Genomic DNA, 19,494 nt, shown 5'->3' on the forward strand with positions numbered 1-19,494 from the left:
GCACTGGCACTGGCACCAGCCAATCGCTCGCCCACCGAACCCGACGGCAGCGGCCACCCCGGCCCCGGCGGCAGCGAGGTCGGAGACGAAGCCGCCGACCAGGCCGAGCGCAAGCCCCCATAAGGTCGGATGATCACCGAACCTCCGCCGATCAGGTCTGGGGCTTTCCGCCCGCGTACCGGCTGATGATCAAGGCGATCAAAATGATCCCTCCGTAAATCGCCTTCAGCCATTCCGCCGGGACCTGGGCGATGCGCAGCAGGCTGTCCACCGACTGCAGCAACAGCACCCCGGTCAGCGCCCCGACCAGCGTGCCTCGCCCGCCGTCCAGGGAGACACCGCCGATGACCGCTGCGGCGAAGACCTGGAGGATCAGGCCGTCGCCCTGGTCAGCGCCGAGGGCGCCGACGTAGCCGGTGTATGCCAGGCCGCCGATCGCAGCCAGCACTCCGGCCACCACGAACACCGCCCACGAAATCCGGTCCACTCGGATGCCCGCGGCCCGCGCGGCTTCTCGGTTGCCGCCGATCGCGTACAGGGAGCGGCCGACTCGGTGGTATCGCAAGCCCAGCCCGAAGAGCACGAACAGGGCCGCGGCGAGCCAGACTGACATCGGCAAGCCGGCAAACGTCGTGGTCGCCAGCGCGGTGAACGCGTCCAACTGGTCGAACAGCGTCTTGCCGTTCGTCGTGCCGATCTGGGTTCCGCGCAGGACTGTCAGCATCGCCAGCGTCACGATGAACGCGTTCAGCTTCAGCTTCACGATCAGGAAGCCGTTCACGAAGCCGATCAAGGCACCCACCACGGGGATCGCCACCAGGCCGAGCACCGAAGGCCATTCGGTGCCGAAGCCGGACGACGCCGCGGGAATGACCAGCATCGCGCCGATCGCAGGGGCGATGCCCATCGTGGATTCCAGCGACAGGTCGAACTTGCCGGTCAGCAGCACCAGCGACTCGCCCAGCACGACCAGCGACAACGCGGCCGCCGCGGAAAGGATGCTGATGATGTTGTCGAAGGTGAAGAACGTGTCGCTGATCAGCCCGCCGATCACGAACACCACCACGAGCGCGGGCAGCAGCGCCAGTTCGCGCAGCCACGCCGACTTCCGGCGTTTCGGCCGGACCGCGGGCAGCGCCGTCTGCGGGTCGCTCATCAGGTCAGTCATGGAGCCCGACTCCTTCGATATCCGCCACCAGGTCCCCGTCGGACCAGCCGGCCTGGTGAACGGCGGCCACCTCGCCGGCGCGCAGCACCAGCACCCGGTCGGCCAGGCGCAGGTCGTCCAGCTCGTCGCTCACGAGCAGCACCGCCTTCCCCTCGGCCCGCACCCGGTCCACGACCGCGAGCAGGGCCTCCTTCGACTTCACATCCACTCCCGCGGTGGGGTTGATCAGCACCACCACGCGCGGATCGCTCTCCAGAGCCCTGGCGAGCACGACTTTCTGCTGGTTCCCGCCGGACAGATCCGAAACCGGCTGGTCCGGGCCGGCCGCGACGATGTCGTAGTCGGCCAGGGCGCGCGATCCGCGTTCGCGGCGGGACTTCGGGGACGCCAGACCGGCGCGGCCCATCCGGTCGAGCACCGACAGGGTCGCATTGTCCATAATGGAGTGTTCCAGCACCAGACCTTCGTGGTGCCGGTCCCGCGGGACACAGCCGATGCCTGCGCGCAGGGCAGCGGTAATGTCACCGGCGGGCAAGCGTTTTCCGTTTACCGCAACGGTTCCCGCAGTCGGCTTGCGCAGGCCGTAGACCGTCTCGGCTACCTGGTGCTTGCCGCTTGCGTTGCTGCCCGCGAGTCCGACGACCTCACCGCGGTGGATCCGTAGCGAGACGTCGTGGAATCCGTCGCCGGAGAGGTCATCTACGGCGAGGACCTCTTCGGCGTCGACCGCGAGCGGGTCGCGGGTGGCGGCGTCGCGGACGGCGAGGCCGCCCTGCTCCCCCGTCATCGCGTCGACCAGTGCCGCGCGGCTGACCTCCTCGACGGGTGCGGTGAGCACGTGACGGGCGTCGCGCAGGACGGTAACCGCTTGGCACACCTCATAAACCTCGTGCAAGTGGTGCGAGATGAACAGGAACGTGACGCCGTTCTCCTGCATCTGCCGCATGCGCTCGAAAAGCCGCTCGATAGCCTGGCTGTCCAGCTGCGCGGTCGGTTCGTCCAGCACGATGAACCGGGCACCGTAACTCAACGCGCGGGCGATCTCGACGAACTGACGGTCCTCAACCGACAGATCGCCCGCAGGAGTGTCCACATCGACCCGTACGTCCCACGAGTCCAGCAGCTCCCGCGCCTGGCGGCGAAGCTTCTTCCAGCCGATCGCGAATCCGCCCCGGGCCTGCCGGTTCAGGAACAGATTCTCCGCGACGGTCAGCTGCGGTACCACCATCGCGTGCTGGTACACGCACGCCACGTGCGCCTTCCAGTCGTCCTGTTTGGACAAGGAAGGTGCCGGTACGCCGCCGAAGGAAACGCTGCCGGTGTCCGTTTCGGACAGTCCAGTGAGGATGGACACCAGTGTGGACTTGCCCGCCCCGTTGCGGCCGACGAGTGCGTGTGACTCGCCTGGCCGCACGGTGAGGCTGACATCGTGCAGCGCCACGGTGGGCCCGTACCGCTTCCCGACGCCGTCCGCCTGCACTACCGGCGCGCTCACAGGTTGTTACCCCACAACGCTTTGTCGTCCACGTTGTCCTTGGTCACGACCGGTGCGGGCAGCTGGTCTTCCAGGATGCCGGGGCTGATCTCGACGATCGTGGAGTCGTGGTCGGTCGGGCCGGGCTTGAACGTCTCGCCCGCCATCGCCTTCTTGAGCCAGTACATCCCGTACTTGGCGTAGGCGTCGGCAGGCTGCGAGACGGTCGCGTCCAGTTCGCCGTTGCGGATCGCGGTGAGCTCCTGCGGGATGCCGTCGTTGCTCACCAGCACCACGTGCTTCGGGTCGCCGACCGGGAAGAACAGGTTCTTGCGCTTGAGCGCCTGCTCGGTCGGCGCTAGGTAGACACCGCCCGCCTGCATGTACACGCCCTTGATGTCCGGGTTCGCGGTCAGCAGACTGTCCAAACCGGACGAAGCCTTGTCCGCCTTCCATTCCGCGGCGACCTCGAGAACCTTGACGTCCGGGTACTTCTGCTTCATGCATTCGCGGAACGCCGCCGACCGGTCGCGGCCGTTGACCGACGCGAGGTCGCCCATCACCTGCACGACCTTGCCGCTCTTCACGCGCTTGCCGATTTCCTCACACGCCTTGGTTCCGTACGCCTTGTTGTCCGCGCGCACCACCATCGCAACCTTGCCGCTCTCCGGCGCGACGTCCACCGCGACCACCGGGACGCCCTTGTTCTCGGCCTGCTTCAGCCCGGCGACAACCGCGGCCGAGTCGAGCGGGGTGACGACGAGACCCTTCACGCCCTGGCTGAGCAGCGTGCCGATGTCGGTGATGAGCTTCGCCGGGTCGCTGTCGGCGTTCACCGTGGGCAGCGCGTCGAGGCCCTGCTCCTTCGCCATCTGCGGCACGTATTTGTTGTAGGCCTGCCAGAACGGCGAGGTCAGCAGGGGCAGCGTCGCCCCGACCTTGCCGGTGCCGCCGCCGCTCGCCGCGGCCGCCGGTTTGTCCTTAGTGGACCCGCACGCACCGAGCACCAAACCGCAGGCGGCCACCGCGGCGGCCAGCCGGATCACCTTCGTACGCACCGCATCCTCCTTGATGACAGGCCTTGTTGGCTAAGCAGATCAGTTCTGCACGGGTCCGCGCGGGCGCAGGCCGTACATGCCGCCGTCCACCGCGAGCGCGGTGCCGGTAGTCGATGCCGAAAGCGGGCTGGCCAGGTACGCGATCGCGTTCGCGACCTCGTCCGCGGTCACCAGCCTTCCCATCGGCTGGCGGGCGGCGAGCGCCTCCCGCTCGGCCGAGGGGTCCGCGGCGGTGTCGAGCAGCCTGCCGACCCACGGGGTGTCCGCGGTGCCGGGGCACACGCAGTTGACGCGGATCCGGTCCGGCAGGTGATCGGTGGCCATCGCGAGGGTCAGCGACAGCACCGCGCCTTTCGTTGCCGAGTACAGCGCCCGCGCGGGCAGTCCGGCCCACGCGGCGATCGAGCACGTGTTCACGACCGCTGCCGCAGGCGAGTTTTTCAAGTGCGGCAAGGCTGCCCGTGCAGTGCGCACCATGCCGACCACGTTCACGTCGTACGCACGGTGCCACTCGTCGTCGTCATTCGCGGTGACGTCGCCCTGCGCGCCGATTCCCGCGTTGTTGATCAGGATGTCGAGCCGGCCGAAGCGTTCGGCCACCGCGTCGACGGCGGCGCGAACCTCGGCGTCGGACGTCACGTCGCAGCGGAATCCGGCCAGCGGCTCGGGCACCTCGTCGGTCTTGAGGTCGAGCACGGCCACCTGCGCGCCGCGCTGGGCCAGCAGGTTCGCCGTGGCCAGGCCGATGCCCGAAGCGCCGCCGGTGACCGCGGCGACCAGGCCGTCGAATTCGCTCACTGCGCGTTCTCCGTCCATTCAGGACCGTCCGGGAAGCTGAACCGGCGCAGCGTAGCGTCGTGCATGCGCGCGGAAAAGCCCGGTGCGGTCGGTGCCAGGTAGCGGCCGTCGCGGACGACGGCCGGGTCGGTGAAGTGGTCGTGCAGGTGGTCGACCCATTCGATGGACCGGTCACTGTCCGAACCGGACACTGCCACGAAGTCGAACATGGAGAGATGCCGCACCAGTTCGCACAATCCGACACCACCGGCGTGCGGACACACCGGTACGCCGAATTTGGCTGCCAGCAACAGGATCGCGAGATTCTCGTTCACCCCGCCGACGCGTGCGGCGTCCAGCTGCAGCACGTCGATCGCGTTAGCCTGCAGCAATTGCTTGAACACCACGCGGTTCTGGACATGCTCGCCGGTGGCGACCTTGATCGGTGCGAGCGCCTTCGCGATGGCCGCGTGGCCAAGAACGTCGTCCGGCGAGGTTGGCTCTTCAATCCAATATGGATCGAACGGCGCCAGCGCGGTCATCCACGATACTGCCGTCGCGACATCCCAGCGCTGGTTCGCGTCGACCGCGATCCGGATCTCCGGGCCGACAGTCTCGCGGGCCAGCTTCATTCGTCGGACGTCGTCTTCGAGATTCCCGCCGACCTTCAGTTTGATCATCTCGAAACCGTCGGCAACGGCTTGTTCGGCCAGCCGCACCAGTTTCGCGTCGGAATAGCCGAGCCAGCCCGCAGACGTGCTGTACGCGCGATAGCCGTCGGCTTCGAGCTTGGCGATCCGCTCCGCTTTCCCGGGTTCGGCGGCGCGCAGGATGTCGAGCGCTTCCTCTTCGGTGAGCGCGTCGGAGAGGTAGCGGAAGTCCACAAGGGACACCAGCTCCTCCGGGGTCATCCGCGACGCGAACTTCCACAATGGAAGTCCGGCTCGCCGTGCGGCGAGGTCCCACGCGGCGTTGACGATCGCGCCGATCGCCATGTGCGCCACGCCTTTTTCCGGCCCCAGCCAACGGAATTGCGAGTCGCCGACCAAAGCCCGTGAGAGCGCACCGAGCGCTTCTGCGTCTTCAGGAACATCGCGGCCGACCACATGCGGCGCGAGCGCGCGGATCGCGGCTGCCTGCACGTCGTTGCCCCGGCCGATGGTGAACGCGAGGCCGTAACCGTCCGGTCCGGCGTCGGTGTGCAACTCGACGTAGGCCGCCGAATAGTCCGGATCCGGGTTCATCGCGTCCGAACCGTCGAGGTCGCGCGACGTCGGGAACCGGACGTCCCGGACCTCCATGGCCACGATTTTCGCCATGTCAGGCCTGCCCGAAGGTCTGGCGCTGCTTGCCGAGGCCGTCGATTTCCAGTTCGACGACGTCGCCCGCGCGCAGGTACGGCTTCGGCTCCGGCTGCCCGAGCGCGACGCCCTCCGGGGTGCCGGTGTTGATCAGGTCGCCGGGGCGCAGCACCATGAACTGGCTCAGGTAATGGATGATCTCGGCGACGCCGAACACCATGTCCTTTGTGGACGAATCCTGCACTTTCTCGCCGTTGACCCAGGTGCGCAGGCCGAGCGCCTGCGGGTCGGGGATCTCGTCGGCGGTCACGAGTTCCGGGCCGAGCGGGTTGAAGGTCTCGCAGTTCTTGCCCTTGTCCCACTGGCCGCCGCGGTTCAGCTGGAAATCGCGCTCGGAGACATCATTGGACACGACATACCCGGCGACGTGCGCCAGCGCTTCGTCCACGCTTTCCAGGTACCGCGCGGTTTTCCCGATGACGACGCCGAGTTCGACCTCCCAGTCGGTGGCCGTGGAGCCGCGTGGGACGAGCACTTCGTCGAACGGTCCGACCATCACGTCGGGCGCCTTCATGAACAGCACCGGTTCGGTCGGCACGGCCGCGCCGGTTTCCTCGGCGTGGCGGCGGTAGTTCATGCCGATGCAGACGATCTTGCCCGGCGCGGCGATCGGCGCGCCGACCCGCAGCCCGGCCTCGTCGGCGACCGGCAGTTCCCCGGCTTCGAGCGCCCGCGCGGCCTTGGCCGGTCCGTCGCCGGCGAGGAACGCGCCGTCGATGTCCGGCGTGACCCCGGAGAGGTCGTGGAGGGTGCCGTCACCGGCACGGACGAACGGACGCTCAGCCCCCGCTGCCCCGAGACGCACAAACCGCACGGACGAACCCCTCTCTCGACACCGTTCTCGCGATACATCCGATGTATAGCGCACCGGAGGGCACAGATCTAGAGGGAAGCGGGATTTGGTGCGGAAATTGATCCGATCACCGGGCTGGCGGGCGGATAACGGACACTCGTCGTGGCGGGGTGGTCCCGTCAGAGCGAGGGAGACGGTGCGGCGCGGATGGCGATTGGGGATGCGGCTGGGCCGCGGGGACGGGCGAGCGGCGACAGAAGCTGGGAGGAAGCGGAGGGGGCCTGGGACAGCTCCGACACGGAAGTCGGGCGGGGCGTCGACGAGGACGATGTGCACGAGCCCAGCGACAAGAACCGGCCCGATCGCCGGGAAGACCCGAACACGGCCGACGCTCCGGCGGACGGCGCGGACGTCGAATCGTGTGCCGATGAGCGGGCAGTGCCGTTGCCGGACGGCTCGTGGATGCTCGCTCCGGAACGCTCCGCTGCTAATTATTCGGCGGACGATCAGGTGGCTCTTGATCATTCCGCGACGGATCACTCCACGGCGGACCGCGTGACGTCGGATCATTCCGGAGCTGAATACTCCGCCGCTGGTGCCTCCGGCGCGGAGCATTCCAGGGCTCAGCGATCCGTGACGGATCATTCGACGCCCGATCACTCCACGGCAGACCACTCCGCCACGGAATACTCCGACGCGGAGCATTCCGTGGCCGAACCCTCCACCGCGGATCACTCCGCGCCCGGCCACTCCGCAGCGGATCAAACCGCGGCAAACCACCCCACCCCGGACTACTCCGCAGCCGACCACCCCACCGCAGCCAGCGCGGAATATCCCTCCCTCGAACACTCCGTCACCCTCCCCGAGCACCCCCGCCGGGGCAAGATCCGGCGTCTTCTCATCCTCGGTGGCCTCTCCGCCTTCGGGCCGCTCTCCATCGACATGTATCTCCCCGCCCTGCCCCGGATGGCGGGGGATTTCCGGGCCTCCGACACGACCGTCCAGCTGACGCTCACTGCGTTCGTCGTCGGGCTCGCGGTCGGGCAGATCGTCGCTGGGCCCTTGTCGGATTCCTTCGGGCGGCGGCGGCCGTTGCTGGTCGGGTTGGGGTTGTACATCGCCGGGTCGGTCGCGGCGGCCTTGAGTCCGGGCGTTGAGCTGCTGATCGCGGCGCGGAGTGTCCAGGCACTTGGCGCGGCGGCGGGGATCGTGATCGCCCGCGCGACCGTCCGCGATCTTTACACCGGTACGGCGATGACGAAGTTCTTCTCGCTTCTCCTGCTGGTCAACGGTCTCGCGCCGATTCTTGCTCCGGTGCTCGGCGGGCAGTTGCTCACGTTCACGTCCTGGCGCGGGGTGTTCGTCGTCCTCACCGGGTTCGGTGCGCTGTTGCTCGCCGCGGTCGCGTTCGCGCTGCCGGAACCGTTGCCGGTCGAGCGGCGGCATCCGGCGCGGTTGGGTGGGGTCCTTCGGACGTACTGGCACCTGCTCACCGACCGCACGTTCCTTGGTTACGCGCTCACCGCCGGGCTGAACTTCGCCGCGTTGTTCGCGTACATCTCGGGATCGTCGTTCGCGCTGCAGGACGTTTACCGGCTGAGTCCGCAGGAATACAGCGTCGTCTTCGGGCTCAACGGGGTGGGCATCGTGCTCGCTGGGCAGCTCAACGGGTGGCTCGTCGGCCGATTTCCCGAACGGACGCTGCTGCGCACGGGGCTGACGGTGTCGACCCTCTCCGGTCTGGCCACGCTGGCGGCCGCGGTCATGCGGCTGCCGTTGCCTGCGTTGCTGATTCCGTTGCTGCTCATGGTTTCCTGCATCGGAATCATCAACCCGAACGCCAGTTCGCTCGCGCTCGCGGGGCACGCGCGCACGGCGGGGGCGGCGTCGGCACTGCTGGGCGTGCTGCAGTTCGCGATCGGCGGGATCGCGACGCCGCTGGTCGGGCTCGGCGAGCCCGGCACGGCGGTGCCGATGACCGCGGTGATGGCCGGGTTCGGGGTGGTCGCTTGGCTGTCGTTCGCGACGCTGGCGGTCAGCCCAGATCGGCGAGATTTCCGCTCCGCAGCTGGTCGTCGGTGACCGCGATGCGTTCGTCGACCAGCTTTTGCAGCGCGTCCCCGTCGTCCCACTGGTTGACGTTCATCGCAGCCGAGACCTCGCTCTCCGGGGTCACCCAGAACGCCGTGAAGTCGTAGCTCGCGAGGTCGCCGCGCACGACGACGCGGTCTCGGTCCAAGACGGGCAGGCCGCGGTATTCGCACCCGATCGCCGGGCCGCCGCGGTCTGGGTCGTATTGGTCGGAGAAGAAGTACGGGCTGTTCAAGTACGGCTCGTTCGCGCCAAAGAGATTGGCCGCCACGTGCTCGCCTTGCGTACGCGCTGTCGCCCAGTGCTCGACGCGTACGCGGCGGCCGTAGCGCGGATGAAACTGCGAAGCGATGTCGCCGATCGCGTAAACGTCAGGTGCCGCTGTACGCAGACCTGCGTCGACATCGACACCGCCGTCATCTGCCAGCTCGAGACCGGCGGCGTGCGCCAGTTCGACGCTCGGGGCCGCGCCGACGGCGATAAGGACAACGTCGGCGTACAGCTCTTCGCCGCTCGACAGTCGGACGCCGGTCGCTTCGGTGTCACCGGTGATCGCTGCGACGCCTTCGCCGAGGCGCCACTGCACACCGTGTTCTTCGTGCAGGCGGTAGAACGCTCCGGCCACTTCGTCGCCCAACACGTTCGCGAGCGGCAGCTTCTCCGGGGCGACCACAGTCACCTCGGCACCGTGCGTACGCGCGGCAGCGGCGGCTTCGGTACCAATCCAGCCCGCGCCGACGATCAGTACGCGCTTCGCAGCCTCGAAGGCCGCGCGCAGCCGCAGGGAGTCGTCGAGAGTGCGAAGCATGTAGAGGCCGGGTAGGTCGCCGCCGGGCACCTTCAGCGTCCGCGGGTGTGAGCCGGTCGCTAAGACCAGGCGGTCGTAGCGGTGTTCGTCGCCAGCGTCGTCGAGGACCAGTCGGGCACCCAGTTCAACCCGGGTTGCGGTGGTGCCGGAGAGCAGCTGGATGTCGTGCTCGCTCCAGTAGCCCTCTTCGCGCACCCAGTCGGGTTCGTCGGCGTTGCCGAGCAGTACCGCCTTCGACAGCGGCGGCAGCTCGTACGGCCGGTGCGTGTCCGCTCCCAGCAGCAGGATCTCACCGTCGAAACCGCGTTCTCGCACCGTCGCCGCCGCGGTGGCACCGGCCAGTCCGGCTCCGACGATGACGATTTTCCGAGGTTCCGACATGCGTCCTCCTGAGTGCCCGCGGCGTGCGGTGGCCGACGCTACTCCGGTACGCGGCTGGTCACACCCCGTGGAAAACCGGCCGGTAGGCAATTCGGGTGAACCGGCGTAAGCCGCCGCGGAGCGCGCGGTCACACCCCCGCACGAAGGACACGGGTGCTACGTGATCGGAAGGCGAGGGCCGTGACAGCGCGGGACGACAGTGCGGTGCGGAACGAGTGGACGGTCGGCTGCCGGGACCTGGCGGGCAGGCGGCGCGACGTGACGGTGTTCGTGAGCAGCGACGACAAAGTCGTCCTGGTCGCGCCGCCGGGAGAGGCGGCCGTGCTGGGGCCGCTGGAGGTCGGGCGGCTGCGCGCGGCCCTGCGCGACGCCGTGGTGGCCACCGCGACGTCGGCGCGACGCACCGGAACCGACTGACAACTACCGTTCCTACTCATGAGTAGGTAGAGTCGGCACCCGCAGACCCCGAAAGGTGCCGGCCATGACCACCTACTTCGTCACGGGCGCGACGGGCTTCCTCGGGAAGCGCCTGGTCGCCCGCTTGCTCTCGCGGCGGGACACGACCGCCGTCCACGTGCTCGTCCGCAACACCTCGCGCGACCGCCTGGCCGCGCTGGCGCGGGACTGGCCGAACGCCGACCGCCTGGTCCCCGCCGTCGGCGACCTCACCGAACCGCTGCTGGGCCTCGACCCGGCCGGCTACGACGGGGTCGATCACGTCGTCCACCTCGGCGCGGTCTACGACTTCACCGCCGACGACGCGGCGAACCAGGCCGCGAACGTCGAGGGCACCCGGAACCTGCTCGCCTTCGCCGCCGCTGCGGGCGCGGGACTGCTGCACCACGTGTCGTCGATCGCCGTCGCGGGCGATCACGCCGGACGCTTCACCGAAGCCGATTTCGACCTCGGACAGTCCTTCAGTTCTCCGTATCACGCCACGAAGTTCGAGGCCGAGAAGCTGGTCCGCGCGCAGTCCGACGTGCCGTTTCGCGTCTACCGGCCCTCCGCGGTCGTCGGCGATTCGCGCACCGGTGAGATGGACAAGATCGACGGTCCGTACTACTTCCTGCCCGCCATCTCGCGTCTTGCCGCGCTGCCGAAGCAGCTGCCGCTCGCCGCGCCCGATTTCGGGGCCACCAACCTCGTCCCGGTCGACTACGTCGTCGCCGCGATGGAAAACCTCATGCACCGCGAAGCGCCTTCGGGCAGTACGTATCACCTCGCTTCGCCGCGACCGCAGAAGCTGCACGAGGTCTACAACGCCTTCGCCCGCGTTGCCGGAGCGCCGCGCGTACGCACGACGGTGCCGTCCGGTCTGCTTCGCAGCACAGCGTCCCGCCTCGCGACCGCTGTCGACCGCCTGCCGACTGGACGTGCGACGCGCGCAGCAGTGTTGACCGAGCTGGGAATTCCGCTCGAAGTACTCCCCCACCTGAACATGGAGGTGGAGTTCGACACCGCGCGCACCACTTCGGAGCTGTACGGCAGCGGCGTCCACCTTCCCGAGCTTCGCGACTATGCAGAACCGCTTTACCGCTACTGGCGCGCGCATCTCGATCCGGACCACGCTCGCCGCCCAGGGCTTGAAGGACGCGTTGTCCTCATTACCGGTGCGTCGTCGGGCATTGGCCGCGCTAGTGCGCTCGCTGTCGCGCGACGCGGTGCGAAGGTGCTTCTCATCGCGCGCCGCGCCGAAGAACTCGAAGACGTGCGTAGCGAGATCACCGCAGCAGGCGGCGAAGCAGCGACGTACCCGTGCGACCTCACTGACGGCGACGCGGTCGACGGTCTCGTGAAGGCGGTCCTCGCCGACCACGGCGCGGTGGACGTCTTGGTGAACAACGCCGGACGCTCCATCCGACGCTCGGTGCAGCTGTCGACGGAACGGTTCCACGACTACGAACGCACCATGGCCATCAACTACTTCGGTCCGGTACGGCTGATCCTCGGCCTGCTGCCGTCGATGACCGAACGCCGGTTCGGCCACATCGTGAACGTCACCACGCAGGGCCTGCAGACCGACACCCCACGGTTTTCCGCTTACCTGGCTTCAAAAGCCGCGCTCGAGGAGTTCAGCCTGACCGCCGGGCGCGAGACGCTGTCCGACGGCGTCACCTTCTCCTCGGTCCGGATGCCGTTGGTGCGCACGGACATGATCGCGCCGACCGGGTCGTACCGCGGGCTGCCCGCGAGTTCGCCGGAACGCGCCGCGGCGCTGGTGGTGAAGGCGATCGAACGGCGGCCGCAGATCCTGAGCCTCCCCGAGGGCCGGGCCGCGGAACTGGCCTCGCTGGCAGCGCCGGACCTCGCGCGGTTCGCGGCGCACCTCGTCTACCGGGTGATGCCGGAATCCGCGCCGGAAGCCAAAAAGCTGCCCCGCCAGCCCGCTTCGGCAAAGGTCGCGGCGACGCTGACGCGGCTGGTCTGGCGACGAAAGGCCTAAGGACGTCGTGAGTGTTCAGCACGGTGAGAACCGGCAACGACACTCACGAGTCCACCAGCATGTCGTCCGGCGATCCGCTGGCCAGCCCGGCCAGCACGTCCAACGCACCCGCCAACGTCTCCTCCGAGGGCGCGGACACCGCGATCCGCACCGCGTTCGGCGCGTGCCCAGGAACCACCGAAAACGCCGCCGCCGGGGACAACGCGATTCCCCGGCGAGCAGCGGCTGCCACGAACGTCTCGGCCCGCCACTGGTCCGGCAGCACCCACCACCGGTGGTAGGCCGAGGCGTCGCCGTACACCTGGAAACCCGCCAGCCGCTCCGCGACAATCCGGGCCCGCGCCCCGGCGTCCGCGCGTTTCGCCGCTTCGACCTCCGCGAGCACGCCGCCGGTGATCCACCGCCGCGCCGCCTCCACCGAGAACCGCGACGCCGACCAGCCGCCGGACCGGATCGCGCTCGCCAGCCGCGCGACCCACGGCGGCGGCGCCACGAGGAACCCGGCGGTGAGCCCGGGCGCGACGCGTTTCGACAGGCTGTCCACGAACACCGTCCGCTCCGGCATCAGCGCGGCGAGCGGTTCGGTGTCCGGGCGGAGGAAGGTGTAGATGCCGTCCTCGATCACCGGCAGGTCCAGCCTGCGGACGGTCTCGGCCAGTTCGGCGCGGCGCCGCGGCGGCATCGTGGTGCCGAGCGGGTTGTGCAGGGTCGGCTGGACGTACAGCGCCCGCACCGGAGCGCTCGCCGCGAGCGCGGCCGGGACCAGGCCGTGCGCGTCGGTTTCGATCGGCACCAGCTCGATGCCGAGCCGGGTCGCCGCGGCCTTGACCACCGGATACGTCAGGGATTCGACCGCCAGCCGCTCGCCGGTCGGCACGAACGCCGCGAGCGCGGCCGCGATGCCCTGCCGCCCGTTTCCCGCGACCAGCACCTGGTCCGGATCCGGCTGCCAAGTGCCCCGAGCGAGCATCGAGACCGCCGCCTCGCGGACCGCTCTGGTGCCGGCCGCGCCGAGCGGATGCAGGGCGTCGGTGAAGACGTCCGCGCGCAGCACAGGTTCGAGCGCCTGCGCCAGTTTGGCCGATTGGGTCGGCAGCACGGCGAAGTTGAGTTCGAGATCCACGCGCGCGTCGCCGGGTTCGGACAGCGCCGGTTCCGGGCCGGGCTTCGCCGCGCGCACGAAGGTGCCCCGGCCGACCTCGCCGACCGCCAGGCCGCGGCGGACGAGTTCGCCGTACACGCGGGCCGCGGTGGAGCCGGCGATGCCGCGGTCGCGCGCGAACCTGCGCTGCGGCGGCAGCCGGTCGCCGGGCCGCAGCCGGCCGGCTTCGATGTCGGCGGCGAGTTCGTCCGCGACGACGCGGTAGTCGTCCATCCCACCCTCGCTCTGCCGGGATTCTCCGGACGCATCATGGCACCGGCCGGTCACTGTTCGCTAATGCGACCCACGGAACTCCCCGGACGAGGGTCACTAGGTTAGCCTTACCTGTGTGGCACGGACGAGCGAAGACACCCGACTGCACGCCGAGGACCTGACGCTGGCCTACGACGGCCGCACGGTCGCCGAACGGCTCGGCGTGGTCATCCCGGACAAGTCGTTCACGGTCATCGTCGGCCCCAACGCCTGCGGCAAGACCACGCTGCTGCGCGCGCTCGCCAGGATGCTGAAGCCGCGCGCGGGCTCGGTCTACCTCGACGGCGAGGTGATCTCCAGCTACGGCGCGAAGGAGGTCGCGCGGCGGCTCGGCCTGCTGCCGCAGAGCTCGATCGCGCCGGACGGGATCACCGTGTCCGACCTCGTCGCGCGCGGCCGGTACCCGCACCAGAAACTGCTGCGCCAATGGTCCCGCGAGGACGCGACGGTGGTCGCCGATTCGATGCGCGCGACCGGCGTCGACGACCTCGCCGAGCGGATGGTCGACGAGCTGTCCGGCGGGCAGCGCCAGCGCGTCTGGATGGCGATGGCGCTGGCCCAGCAGACCGACCTGCTGCTGCTCGACGAGCCGACGACGTACCTGGACATCGCGCACCAGCTCGACATCCTCGACCTCTGCGCGACCCTGCACAGCGAACAGGGCCGCACGCTGGTCGCGGTGCTGCACGACCTCAACCACGCGGCCCGGTACGCGACGCACCTGATCGCGATGCGCGACGGGAAGGTGCTGGCCACCGGGACGCCGGAGGAGGTCGTGACGGCGGAGAACGTGGAGCGGATTTTCGAGCTGCCGTGCCGGGTGATGGAGTGCCCGGAAAGCGGGAGCCCAATGGTGATCCCGAAGGTCAGCCGCCGCGCGGCGTGATTCAGCGGCGGGACATGAACGACCGCCACACGTCCGCCGATACCGACGAACCCGTCACCTTCTTGCCCGTCGCGTCGAGCAGCTTGCGGTTGTCATCGGTGCCGAGCCACACCGCCGTCGCCAGCTGCGGCGTGTAGCCGACCGCCCAGGCGTCCTGGTTGTCCCGCGAATTGCCCCGCTCGAACTCGCCGGTGCGCAGAGCCGCCGCGCGACCGTCCGGCAACGTCGTCTGCAGAACGGACGTCAAGTCCTGCGCGACCTGCTCCGGAACGGCGGAGACCGGTTGGTTTTCGTGCTGCCACACGACTTTCCCGGACTGATCGAGCACCTTGTCCACCAGGTGCACCGGTGCGTGCATCCCGTTGGCGGCATAGGTCGCGTACGCCCCGGCGACGTCGAGCGGCCGCATCGGGTACCGGCCGACGACGATGCCCGAGCCGATCGTGGCGCCGTCCTGTTCGCGCATGGTCGGCGCGCCGTCCACCTCGTCCGGGATTCCGGCTGACCGGGCCGCCTCGCTCACCTCGTCGACGCCGATCTTCTTCGAGACTGTGATGAACGGCGTGTCCGCTCCGGACGTCAACGCGGTGCGCAAGGTGCACGGCTGCGGGCATTTCGGCGGATAGTCGAACTTCTCGCCGAGGTACTGGATCTCCCGGGGAGCAGTCACTTTCTCGTCCAGCGACATCCCGTTCTTCAAGCCGGCCGCCGCGGTGAACGGGTAGAACGCGGAGCCGAGCGGGTGGCCGGTTGCCGCGTAATCCCGGACGCCGTGGTTGCCGCCGTCGTACGCGCGCACCCCACCGCTGGCCGGATCGACGGCCACCAGCGCGCCGCGGAACTCCGCTGGTTCGCCCTTCAACCGGTCGCTCAGCGCGGCGTGCGCGGCGGTCTGCAACCCTGGGTCCAGGGTGGTCTGGACGGTCAGATTCCCTTGCTGCAACCGGGAAAGCGAGAACCCGGCCGCCTCCAGTTCAGTGAGCACTCGCTGTTTTAGGTGGTACTGGTCGTAATTCAGGCTCACCCGGGTCTCGGCAGGCGGCTTGATCTCCGCGCCGGGATAAGCCATGCCGTCGGAGTTCTTGAGATAGCCCCGCTCGACCAGCTTGTCGCGCACGTACCGCCAGCGTTTCGCCGCGTGTTCGTCGCCGGACACCGCCGGATCGTGCACCGACGGCGACTGGATCATCCCGGCCAGGAACGCGGCTTCGCTCCAGGTGATGCTGTTGTCCAGCGGGCGGCCGAAGAACGCGTTCATCGCCGCCGCCGGGCCGAAAGTGTTGCGGCCGAAGGAGATGATGTTGACGTAGCTCTCGAAGATCTGTTCCTTGCTCTGCTCCTGGGTGATCTTCGTGGCGAGCACGAGTTCCTGCATTTTCCGGGAGAGCGTCGAATCCTCGTCGCCGGTCGACTTCTTGATGTACTGCTGGGTGATCCCGGACCCGCCGCCGACGCCGGTCAGGAACGCGCGGCCGATCCCGGTCGGGTCGAAGCCGGAGTTGGCCCAGAAGGTCGGGTCTTCCGTGGCGACGATGGCGTCGCGCAGCTTCTGCGGGATCTGGTCGAACGGCACGAACCGCCGGTCGCCTTCCGGGGGCACGATACGCAGCAGCTCGCTGCCGTCGGCGTACTTCAGCGTGACGGTTTTGCCGAGCGAGGCGAGGACGTCCTGCGGACTGCGGACGTCCAGCAGCAGGTAGGCGATCCAGAACGCGATCAGCGGCACGCCGACCGCGAAGCCGGTCAGGTAGTAGGCACCCTTGCGGATGCGGCGCCACGTGCTACGGGCAACAGCGGATTGCTCACTCTCCGGGGCTGGCTCCACGAATGGAGGACGGCTGAACTAGTGACAAGGTTCTGTCGACCCGGTGAATTGATCACGAGAGGAACGCGCGAAGCAAGGACGCGGTGCCCTCGATGTGCTCGGCCATCGCCTGCCGCGCGGCGACCGGATCGCCGGCCAGGATCGCGTCGACGATCGCCTCGTGCTGCGCGTTCGAATGCTCCAGATTGGGTTCGAGCAGCGGAATCCGGTCGAGCAGCTGGTTGACCCTGGTCCGCGCGTCGGCGACCGTGCTGGTGAGCGACGCGGACGCGGTGACCTCGGCGATCGCCAGGTGCAGCCGCGAATCCTTGCGCCGGTAATCGGCGAGACTGGCCGCCGACGCTTCCGCGAGGGTGCCGGTGAGATGCTGCCGATCGGCCGGGCTCAACGTGCGCGCCGCGGCCGCCTCCGCGGCACCGGTCTCCAGGACATGCCGCAGGCACAACGCGTCTTCCAGCCCAGCCGCGTCCACCTCGCCGACCGCGCGTTCGGCAGGCTCCGGCAGTTTCTCGTTCACGAACGTGCCGCCGTACCGCCCACGCCGCGACTCGACGTACCCCGCGTCGGCCAGCGCGCGAATCGCCTCCCGCAGCGTCACCCGGCTCACGCCGAGCCGTTCCGCCAGCTCGCGCTCGGAGGGCAACCGGTCCCCCGCGCCGACGACCCCGAGCCGAATCGCCTGCAACAGCCGCTCGACGGTCTCCTCGAAGGCGTTCCCGGCACGCACCGGCCGGAACAGGGCCGCGTTCGCGCTCACCACCGAGGTCGACTCCACCTGCCCGATTCTATGCTGCCCGATTGCAGAGAAGTCTTTGCAAAGAGTTCTCTGCGGTCTACAGTACGGAGCATGCCCGACGAACGCCGCGCTCGCCAGATCGACGCCCGCACCCTGCGCGCGCTGGCGCATCCGCTGCGCATGGAACTGCTCGACCTGCTGACCGTCGACGGCCCGGCCACCGCGACCGGGCTCGGCAAGCGCGTCGGCGAAAGCTCCGGCACCACGTCGTGGCACCTGCGCCAGCTCGCGGACGCCGGGCTGGTCGAGGAAGACACCAGCCGCGGCTCGAAGCGCGAACGCTGGTGGAAGGCGGCGCAGGAATCGACCCGGATGCGCGCGGCCGACTTCGTCGACGACCCGGAGATGGCCGGGCCGCTCATGGCTTTCCTGCACCAGCACGTGGACATCCGCTACCGCGAACAAGCGCAGTTCGTCTCGGAACTGCCGCGCTGGGCGGACGAATGGCGGGACAGCGCGACGCTGAGCAGCACCCGGATGCCGCTCACCCCGGACGAATCCCAGCGGCTGATCGAAGAAATCGAAGCGGTGATCGAACGCTACCGCCGTCCGGCCCGGCCCGGCGACGAAACGGTGATCACGCAGTGGGCGGCGTTCCCGCACGCGACCGTCGCATCCGAAGACCAGGGGGAATCCTGATGCACCCGTTCCTGCCCGAATTCGCCGCCGACCGCCAGGGCGAACTCCTCGCCGCCGCCGTCCGCCTCCCGCCCCGAACGCCTGCCCGGCAACGGTTCGGCTGGTGGCTGATGGAACTAGGCCTTCGCCTCGCCACCCCGAAACGCCGTGAAGGGCTCCTCGAAGGAATCTGATTCCCGCAAGGAGCCCTTCACGGAACGAAAATCAGCACTCGATGACGTTCACGGCCAACCCGCCGCGTGCCGTCTCCTTGTACTTCACCGACATGTCCGCGCCGGTCTCGCGCATGGTCTTGATCGCCTTGTCCAGCGTCACCACGTGGCTTCCGTCGCCGCGCATCGCCATGCGCGCGGCGTGGATCGCCTTGGACGCGCCGACTGCGTTGCGTTCGATGCACGGGATCTGCACCAGCCCGCCCACCGGGTCGCACGTCAATCCGAGGTGATGCTCCACCCCGATTTCCGCCGCGTTCTCGACCTGGGCGGGCGACCCGCCGAGCACCTCGGTCAACCCGGCAGCTGCCATCGCCGAGGCCGAGCCGACCTCGCCCTGGCAGCCGACCTCGGCGCCCGAGATCGAGCCGGTCTGCTTGAGGATCGAGCCGATCGCGCCCGCGGTGAGCAGGAAGGTGACGATGCCGTCGTCCGAAGACCCGCGCACAAACCGTTGGTAGTAATGCAAAACCGCCGGAATGATCCCGGCCGCGCCATTGGTCGGAGCGGTGACGACGCGTCCGCCCGCGGCGTTTTCCTCGTTGACCGCGAGGGCGTACAGGCTGACCCAGTCCATCGCGTACAACGGATCGTCCGCGCCGTCTTCGGCGAGCAGCTTGTCGTGCAACGACTTGGCCCGCCGAGGAACCTTCAGACCGCCCGGCAGCACGCCCTCGTGCGTGTACCCGTTGCGCACGCACTCGGCCATCACCTGCCAGATCTGCAGCAGCCCAGCCCGGATTTCCTCGCGGCTGCGCCAGGAAAGCTCGTTCTGCAGCATGATCTCGCTGACCGGAAGCCCGGTGTCCGAGCAATGCTTCAGCAGGTCCGCCCCGGTGCGGAACGGGTACGGGACCGGCGTGGAGTCCTCCACGAACACCGTGTCGGTCTCGTACGACTCGTCCCGCACGAAACCGCCGCCGACCGAGTAGTACGTGCGTTCCCGCACCAGCGAACCGTCGGCGGCGAACGCGCGGAACACCATCCCGTTGGGGTGCGCGGGCAGCGACTTCCGCCGGTGCATCGTCAGGTCGGTGTCCTCGACGAACGCGACCTCGTGCGTTCCGCCGACCGCCAGCCGCCCGGATTCCCGGATCGCCGCCACCTTGGCGGGCACGGTGTCGGTGTCGATTTCCTCCGGACGCTCCCCGGAAAGCCCGAGCAGCACCGCCTTGTCGCTGCCGTGCCCGAACCCGGTCGCGCCGAGGGAGCCGAACAATTCGGCCTGCACTCGCGCGACCGTCTCGAGCACGCCGTCCTCGACCAGACCGTCCACAAAGGTCTTGGCCGCGCGCATCGGGCCGACCGTGTGCGAACTCGACGGCCCGATGCCGATCGAAAACAGGTCGAAGACGCTGATCGCCATTG

Annotated in this window: 17 protein-coding genes; 6 read left to right on the top strand and 11 right to left on the bottom strand. The window is 68.9% G+C overall.

What is annotated here, in order from left to right; genetic code table 11:
- Window positions 1–151: 151 nt before the first annotated feature.
- Genes FKO37_RS40635 through FKO37_RS40660 form a run of 6 tightly spaced genes read right to left on the bottom strand, consistent with a single transcriptional unit; the run spans window position 152 to window position 6,652 of the window.
- Window positions 152–1,168 carry an ABC transporter permease gene (locus FKO37_RS40635; RefSeq protein ID WP_037810165.1) on the bottom strand — a complete coding sequence of 339 codons (1,017 nt, stop codon included), beginning with the start codon at window positions 1,166–1,168 and terminating at the stop codon, window positions 152–154.
- Window positions 1,161–2,663, bottom strand: a complete 1,503-nt coding sequence (locus FKO37_RS40640) for a sugar ABC transporter ATP-binding protein (protein ID WP_238607860.1) — start codon at window positions 2,661–2,663, stop codon at window positions 1,161–1,163. The genes FKO37_RS40635 and FKO37_RS40640 overlap by 8 nt, the downstream gene beginning before the upstream one ends.
- A complete protein-coding gene (locus tag FKO37_RS40645) occupies window positions 2,660–3,700 on the bottom strand; it encodes a sugar ABC transporter substrate-binding protein (protein ID WP_037810163.1) in 1,041 nt (346 codons plus the stop codon). The genes FKO37_RS40640 and FKO37_RS40645 overlap by 4 nt, the downstream gene beginning before the upstream one ends.
- A 39-nt stretch (window positions 3,701–3,739) precedes the next feature.
- Entirely contained in the window at window positions 3,740–4,498 is a 759-nt protein-coding gene (locus FKO37_RS40650; RefSeq protein ID WP_134665473.1) for an SDR family NAD(P)-dependent oxidoreductase, read from the bottom strand.
- The gene (locus tag FKO37_RS40655) at window positions 4,495–5,796 is read right to left on the bottom strand and encodes an enolase C-terminal domain-like protein (RefSeq protein WP_238607861.1); all 1,302 of its coding nucleotides are present in this window, start codon (window positions 5,794–5,796) and stop codon (window positions 4,495–4,497) included. Before FKO37_RS40655 ends, FKO37_RS40650 begins: the two co-directional genes overlap by 4 nt.
- Window position 5,797: 1 nt before the next feature.
- A complete protein-coding gene (locus tag FKO37_RS40660; protein ID WP_238607862.1) occupies window positions 5,798–6,652 on the bottom strand; it encodes a fumarylacetoacetate hydrolase family protein in 855 nt (284 codons plus the stop codon).
- A gap of 864 nt (window positions 6,653–7,516) precedes the next feature.
- On the opposite strand from FKO37_RS40660, the gene FKO37_RS40665 reads away from it, so the two are divergent.
- A complete protein-coding gene (locus tag FKO37_RS40665; protein ID WP_238608411.1) occupies window positions 7,517–8,713 on the top strand; it encodes a multidrug effflux MFS transporter in 1,197 nt (398 codons plus the stop codon).
- On the opposite strand, the gene FKO37_RS40670 is transcribed toward FKO37_RS40665, so the two are convergent.
- Window positions 8,667–9,911 (bottom strand): NAD(P)/FAD-dependent oxidoreductase, encoded by a 1,245-nt coding sequence (locus tag FKO37_RS40670; protein ID WP_238607863.1) that lies wholly within the window; start codon window positions 9,909–9,911, stop codon window positions 8,667–8,669. The two genes, FKO37_RS40665 and FKO37_RS40670, sit on opposite strands and share 47 nt — an antisense overlap.
- A gap of 180 nt (window positions 9,912–10,091) precedes the next feature.
- On the opposite strand from FKO37_RS40670, the gene FKO37_RS40675 reads away from it, so the two are divergent.
- Both FKO37_RS40675 and FKO37_RS40680 read left to right on the top strand, forming a co-directional pair.
- Window positions 10,092–10,328, top strand: coding sequence for a hypothetical protein (locus FKO37_RS40675; RefSeq protein ID WP_037810157.1), 237 nt, complete (start codon window positions 10,092–10,094; stop codon window positions 10,326–10,328).
- A 64-nt stretch (window positions 10,329–10,392) separates the two neighbouring features.
- A complete protein-coding gene (locus FKO37_RS40680) occupies window positions 10,393–12,354 on the top strand; it encodes an SDR family oxidoreductase (protein ID WP_134665481.1) in 1,962 nt (653 codons plus the stop codon).
- 43 nt (window positions 12,355–12,397) lie between these two features.
- On the opposite strand, the gene FKO37_RS40685 is transcribed toward FKO37_RS40680, so the two are convergent.
- Window positions 12,398–13,729 carry a PLP-dependent aminotransferase family protein gene (locus FKO37_RS40685; protein ID WP_238607864.1) on the bottom strand — a complete coding sequence of 444 codons (1,332 nt, stop codon included), beginning with the start codon at window positions 13,727–13,729 and terminating at the stop codon, window positions 12,398–12,400.
- A gap of 115 nt (window positions 13,730–13,844) precedes the next feature.
- On the opposite strand from FKO37_RS40685, the gene FKO37_RS40690 reads away from it, so the two are divergent.
- The gene (locus FKO37_RS40690; RefSeq protein WP_037810152.1) at window positions 13,845–14,654 is read left to right on the top strand and encodes an ABC transporter ATP-binding protein; all 810 of its coding nucleotides are present in this window, start codon (window positions 13,845–13,847) and stop codon (window positions 14,652–14,654) included.
- Window position 14,655: 1 nt separating this feature from the next.
- On the opposite strand, the gene FKO37_RS40695 is transcribed toward FKO37_RS40690, so the two are convergent.
- Both FKO37_RS40695 and FKO37_RS40700 read right to left on the bottom strand, forming a co-directional pair.
- Window positions 14,656–16,479, bottom strand: coding sequence for a transglycosylase domain-containing protein (locus FKO37_RS40695; RefSeq protein ID WP_238607865.1), 1,824 nt, complete (start codon window positions 16,477–16,479; stop codon window positions 14,656–14,658).
- 52 nt (window positions 16,480–16,531) lie between these two features.
- The gene (locus FKO37_RS40700) at window positions 16,532–17,254 is read right to left on the bottom strand and encodes a FadR/GntR family transcriptional regulator (protein ID WP_037810150.1); all 723 of its coding nucleotides are present in this window, start codon (window positions 17,252–17,254) and stop codon (window positions 16,532–16,534) included.
- Between the two features lie 72 nt (window positions 17,255–17,326).
- Between FKO37_RS40700 and FKO37_RS40705 the strand changes: the two genes are divergently transcribed.
- The gene (locus tag FKO37_RS40705) at window positions 17,327–17,914 is read left to right on the top strand and encodes a helix-turn-helix transcriptional regulator (RefSeq protein WP_037810149.1); all 588 of its coding nucleotides are present in this window, start codon (window positions 17,327–17,329) and stop codon (window positions 17,912–17,914) included.
- Window positions 17,914–18,087: a hypothetical protein gene (locus FKO37_RS40710; RefSeq protein WP_158714425.1), complete on the top strand. Its 174-nt coding sequence runs from the start codon at window positions 17,914–17,916 to the stop codon at window positions 18,085–18,087. Before FKO37_RS40705 ends, FKO37_RS40710 begins: the two co-directional genes overlap by 1 nt.
- Before the next feature lie 31 nt (window positions 18,088–18,118).
- Here FKO37_RS40710 and FKO37_RS40715 read toward each other — a convergent pair whose 3' ends face one another.
- Window positions 18,119–19,492: an L-serine ammonia-lyase gene (locus FKO37_RS40715; protein ID WP_037810147.1), complete on the bottom strand. Its 1,374-nt coding sequence runs from the start codon at window positions 19,490–19,492 to the stop codon at window positions 18,119–18,121.
- Window positions 19,493–19,494 lie beyond the last annotated feature (2 nt).

It is taken from the genome of Amycolatopsis sp. Poz14 (genome assembly GCF_006704225.1).
Taxonomy (GTDB): domain Bacteria; phylum Actinomycetota; class Actinomycetes; order Mycobacteriales; family Pseudonocardiaceae; genus Amycolatopsis; species Amycolatopsis nivea.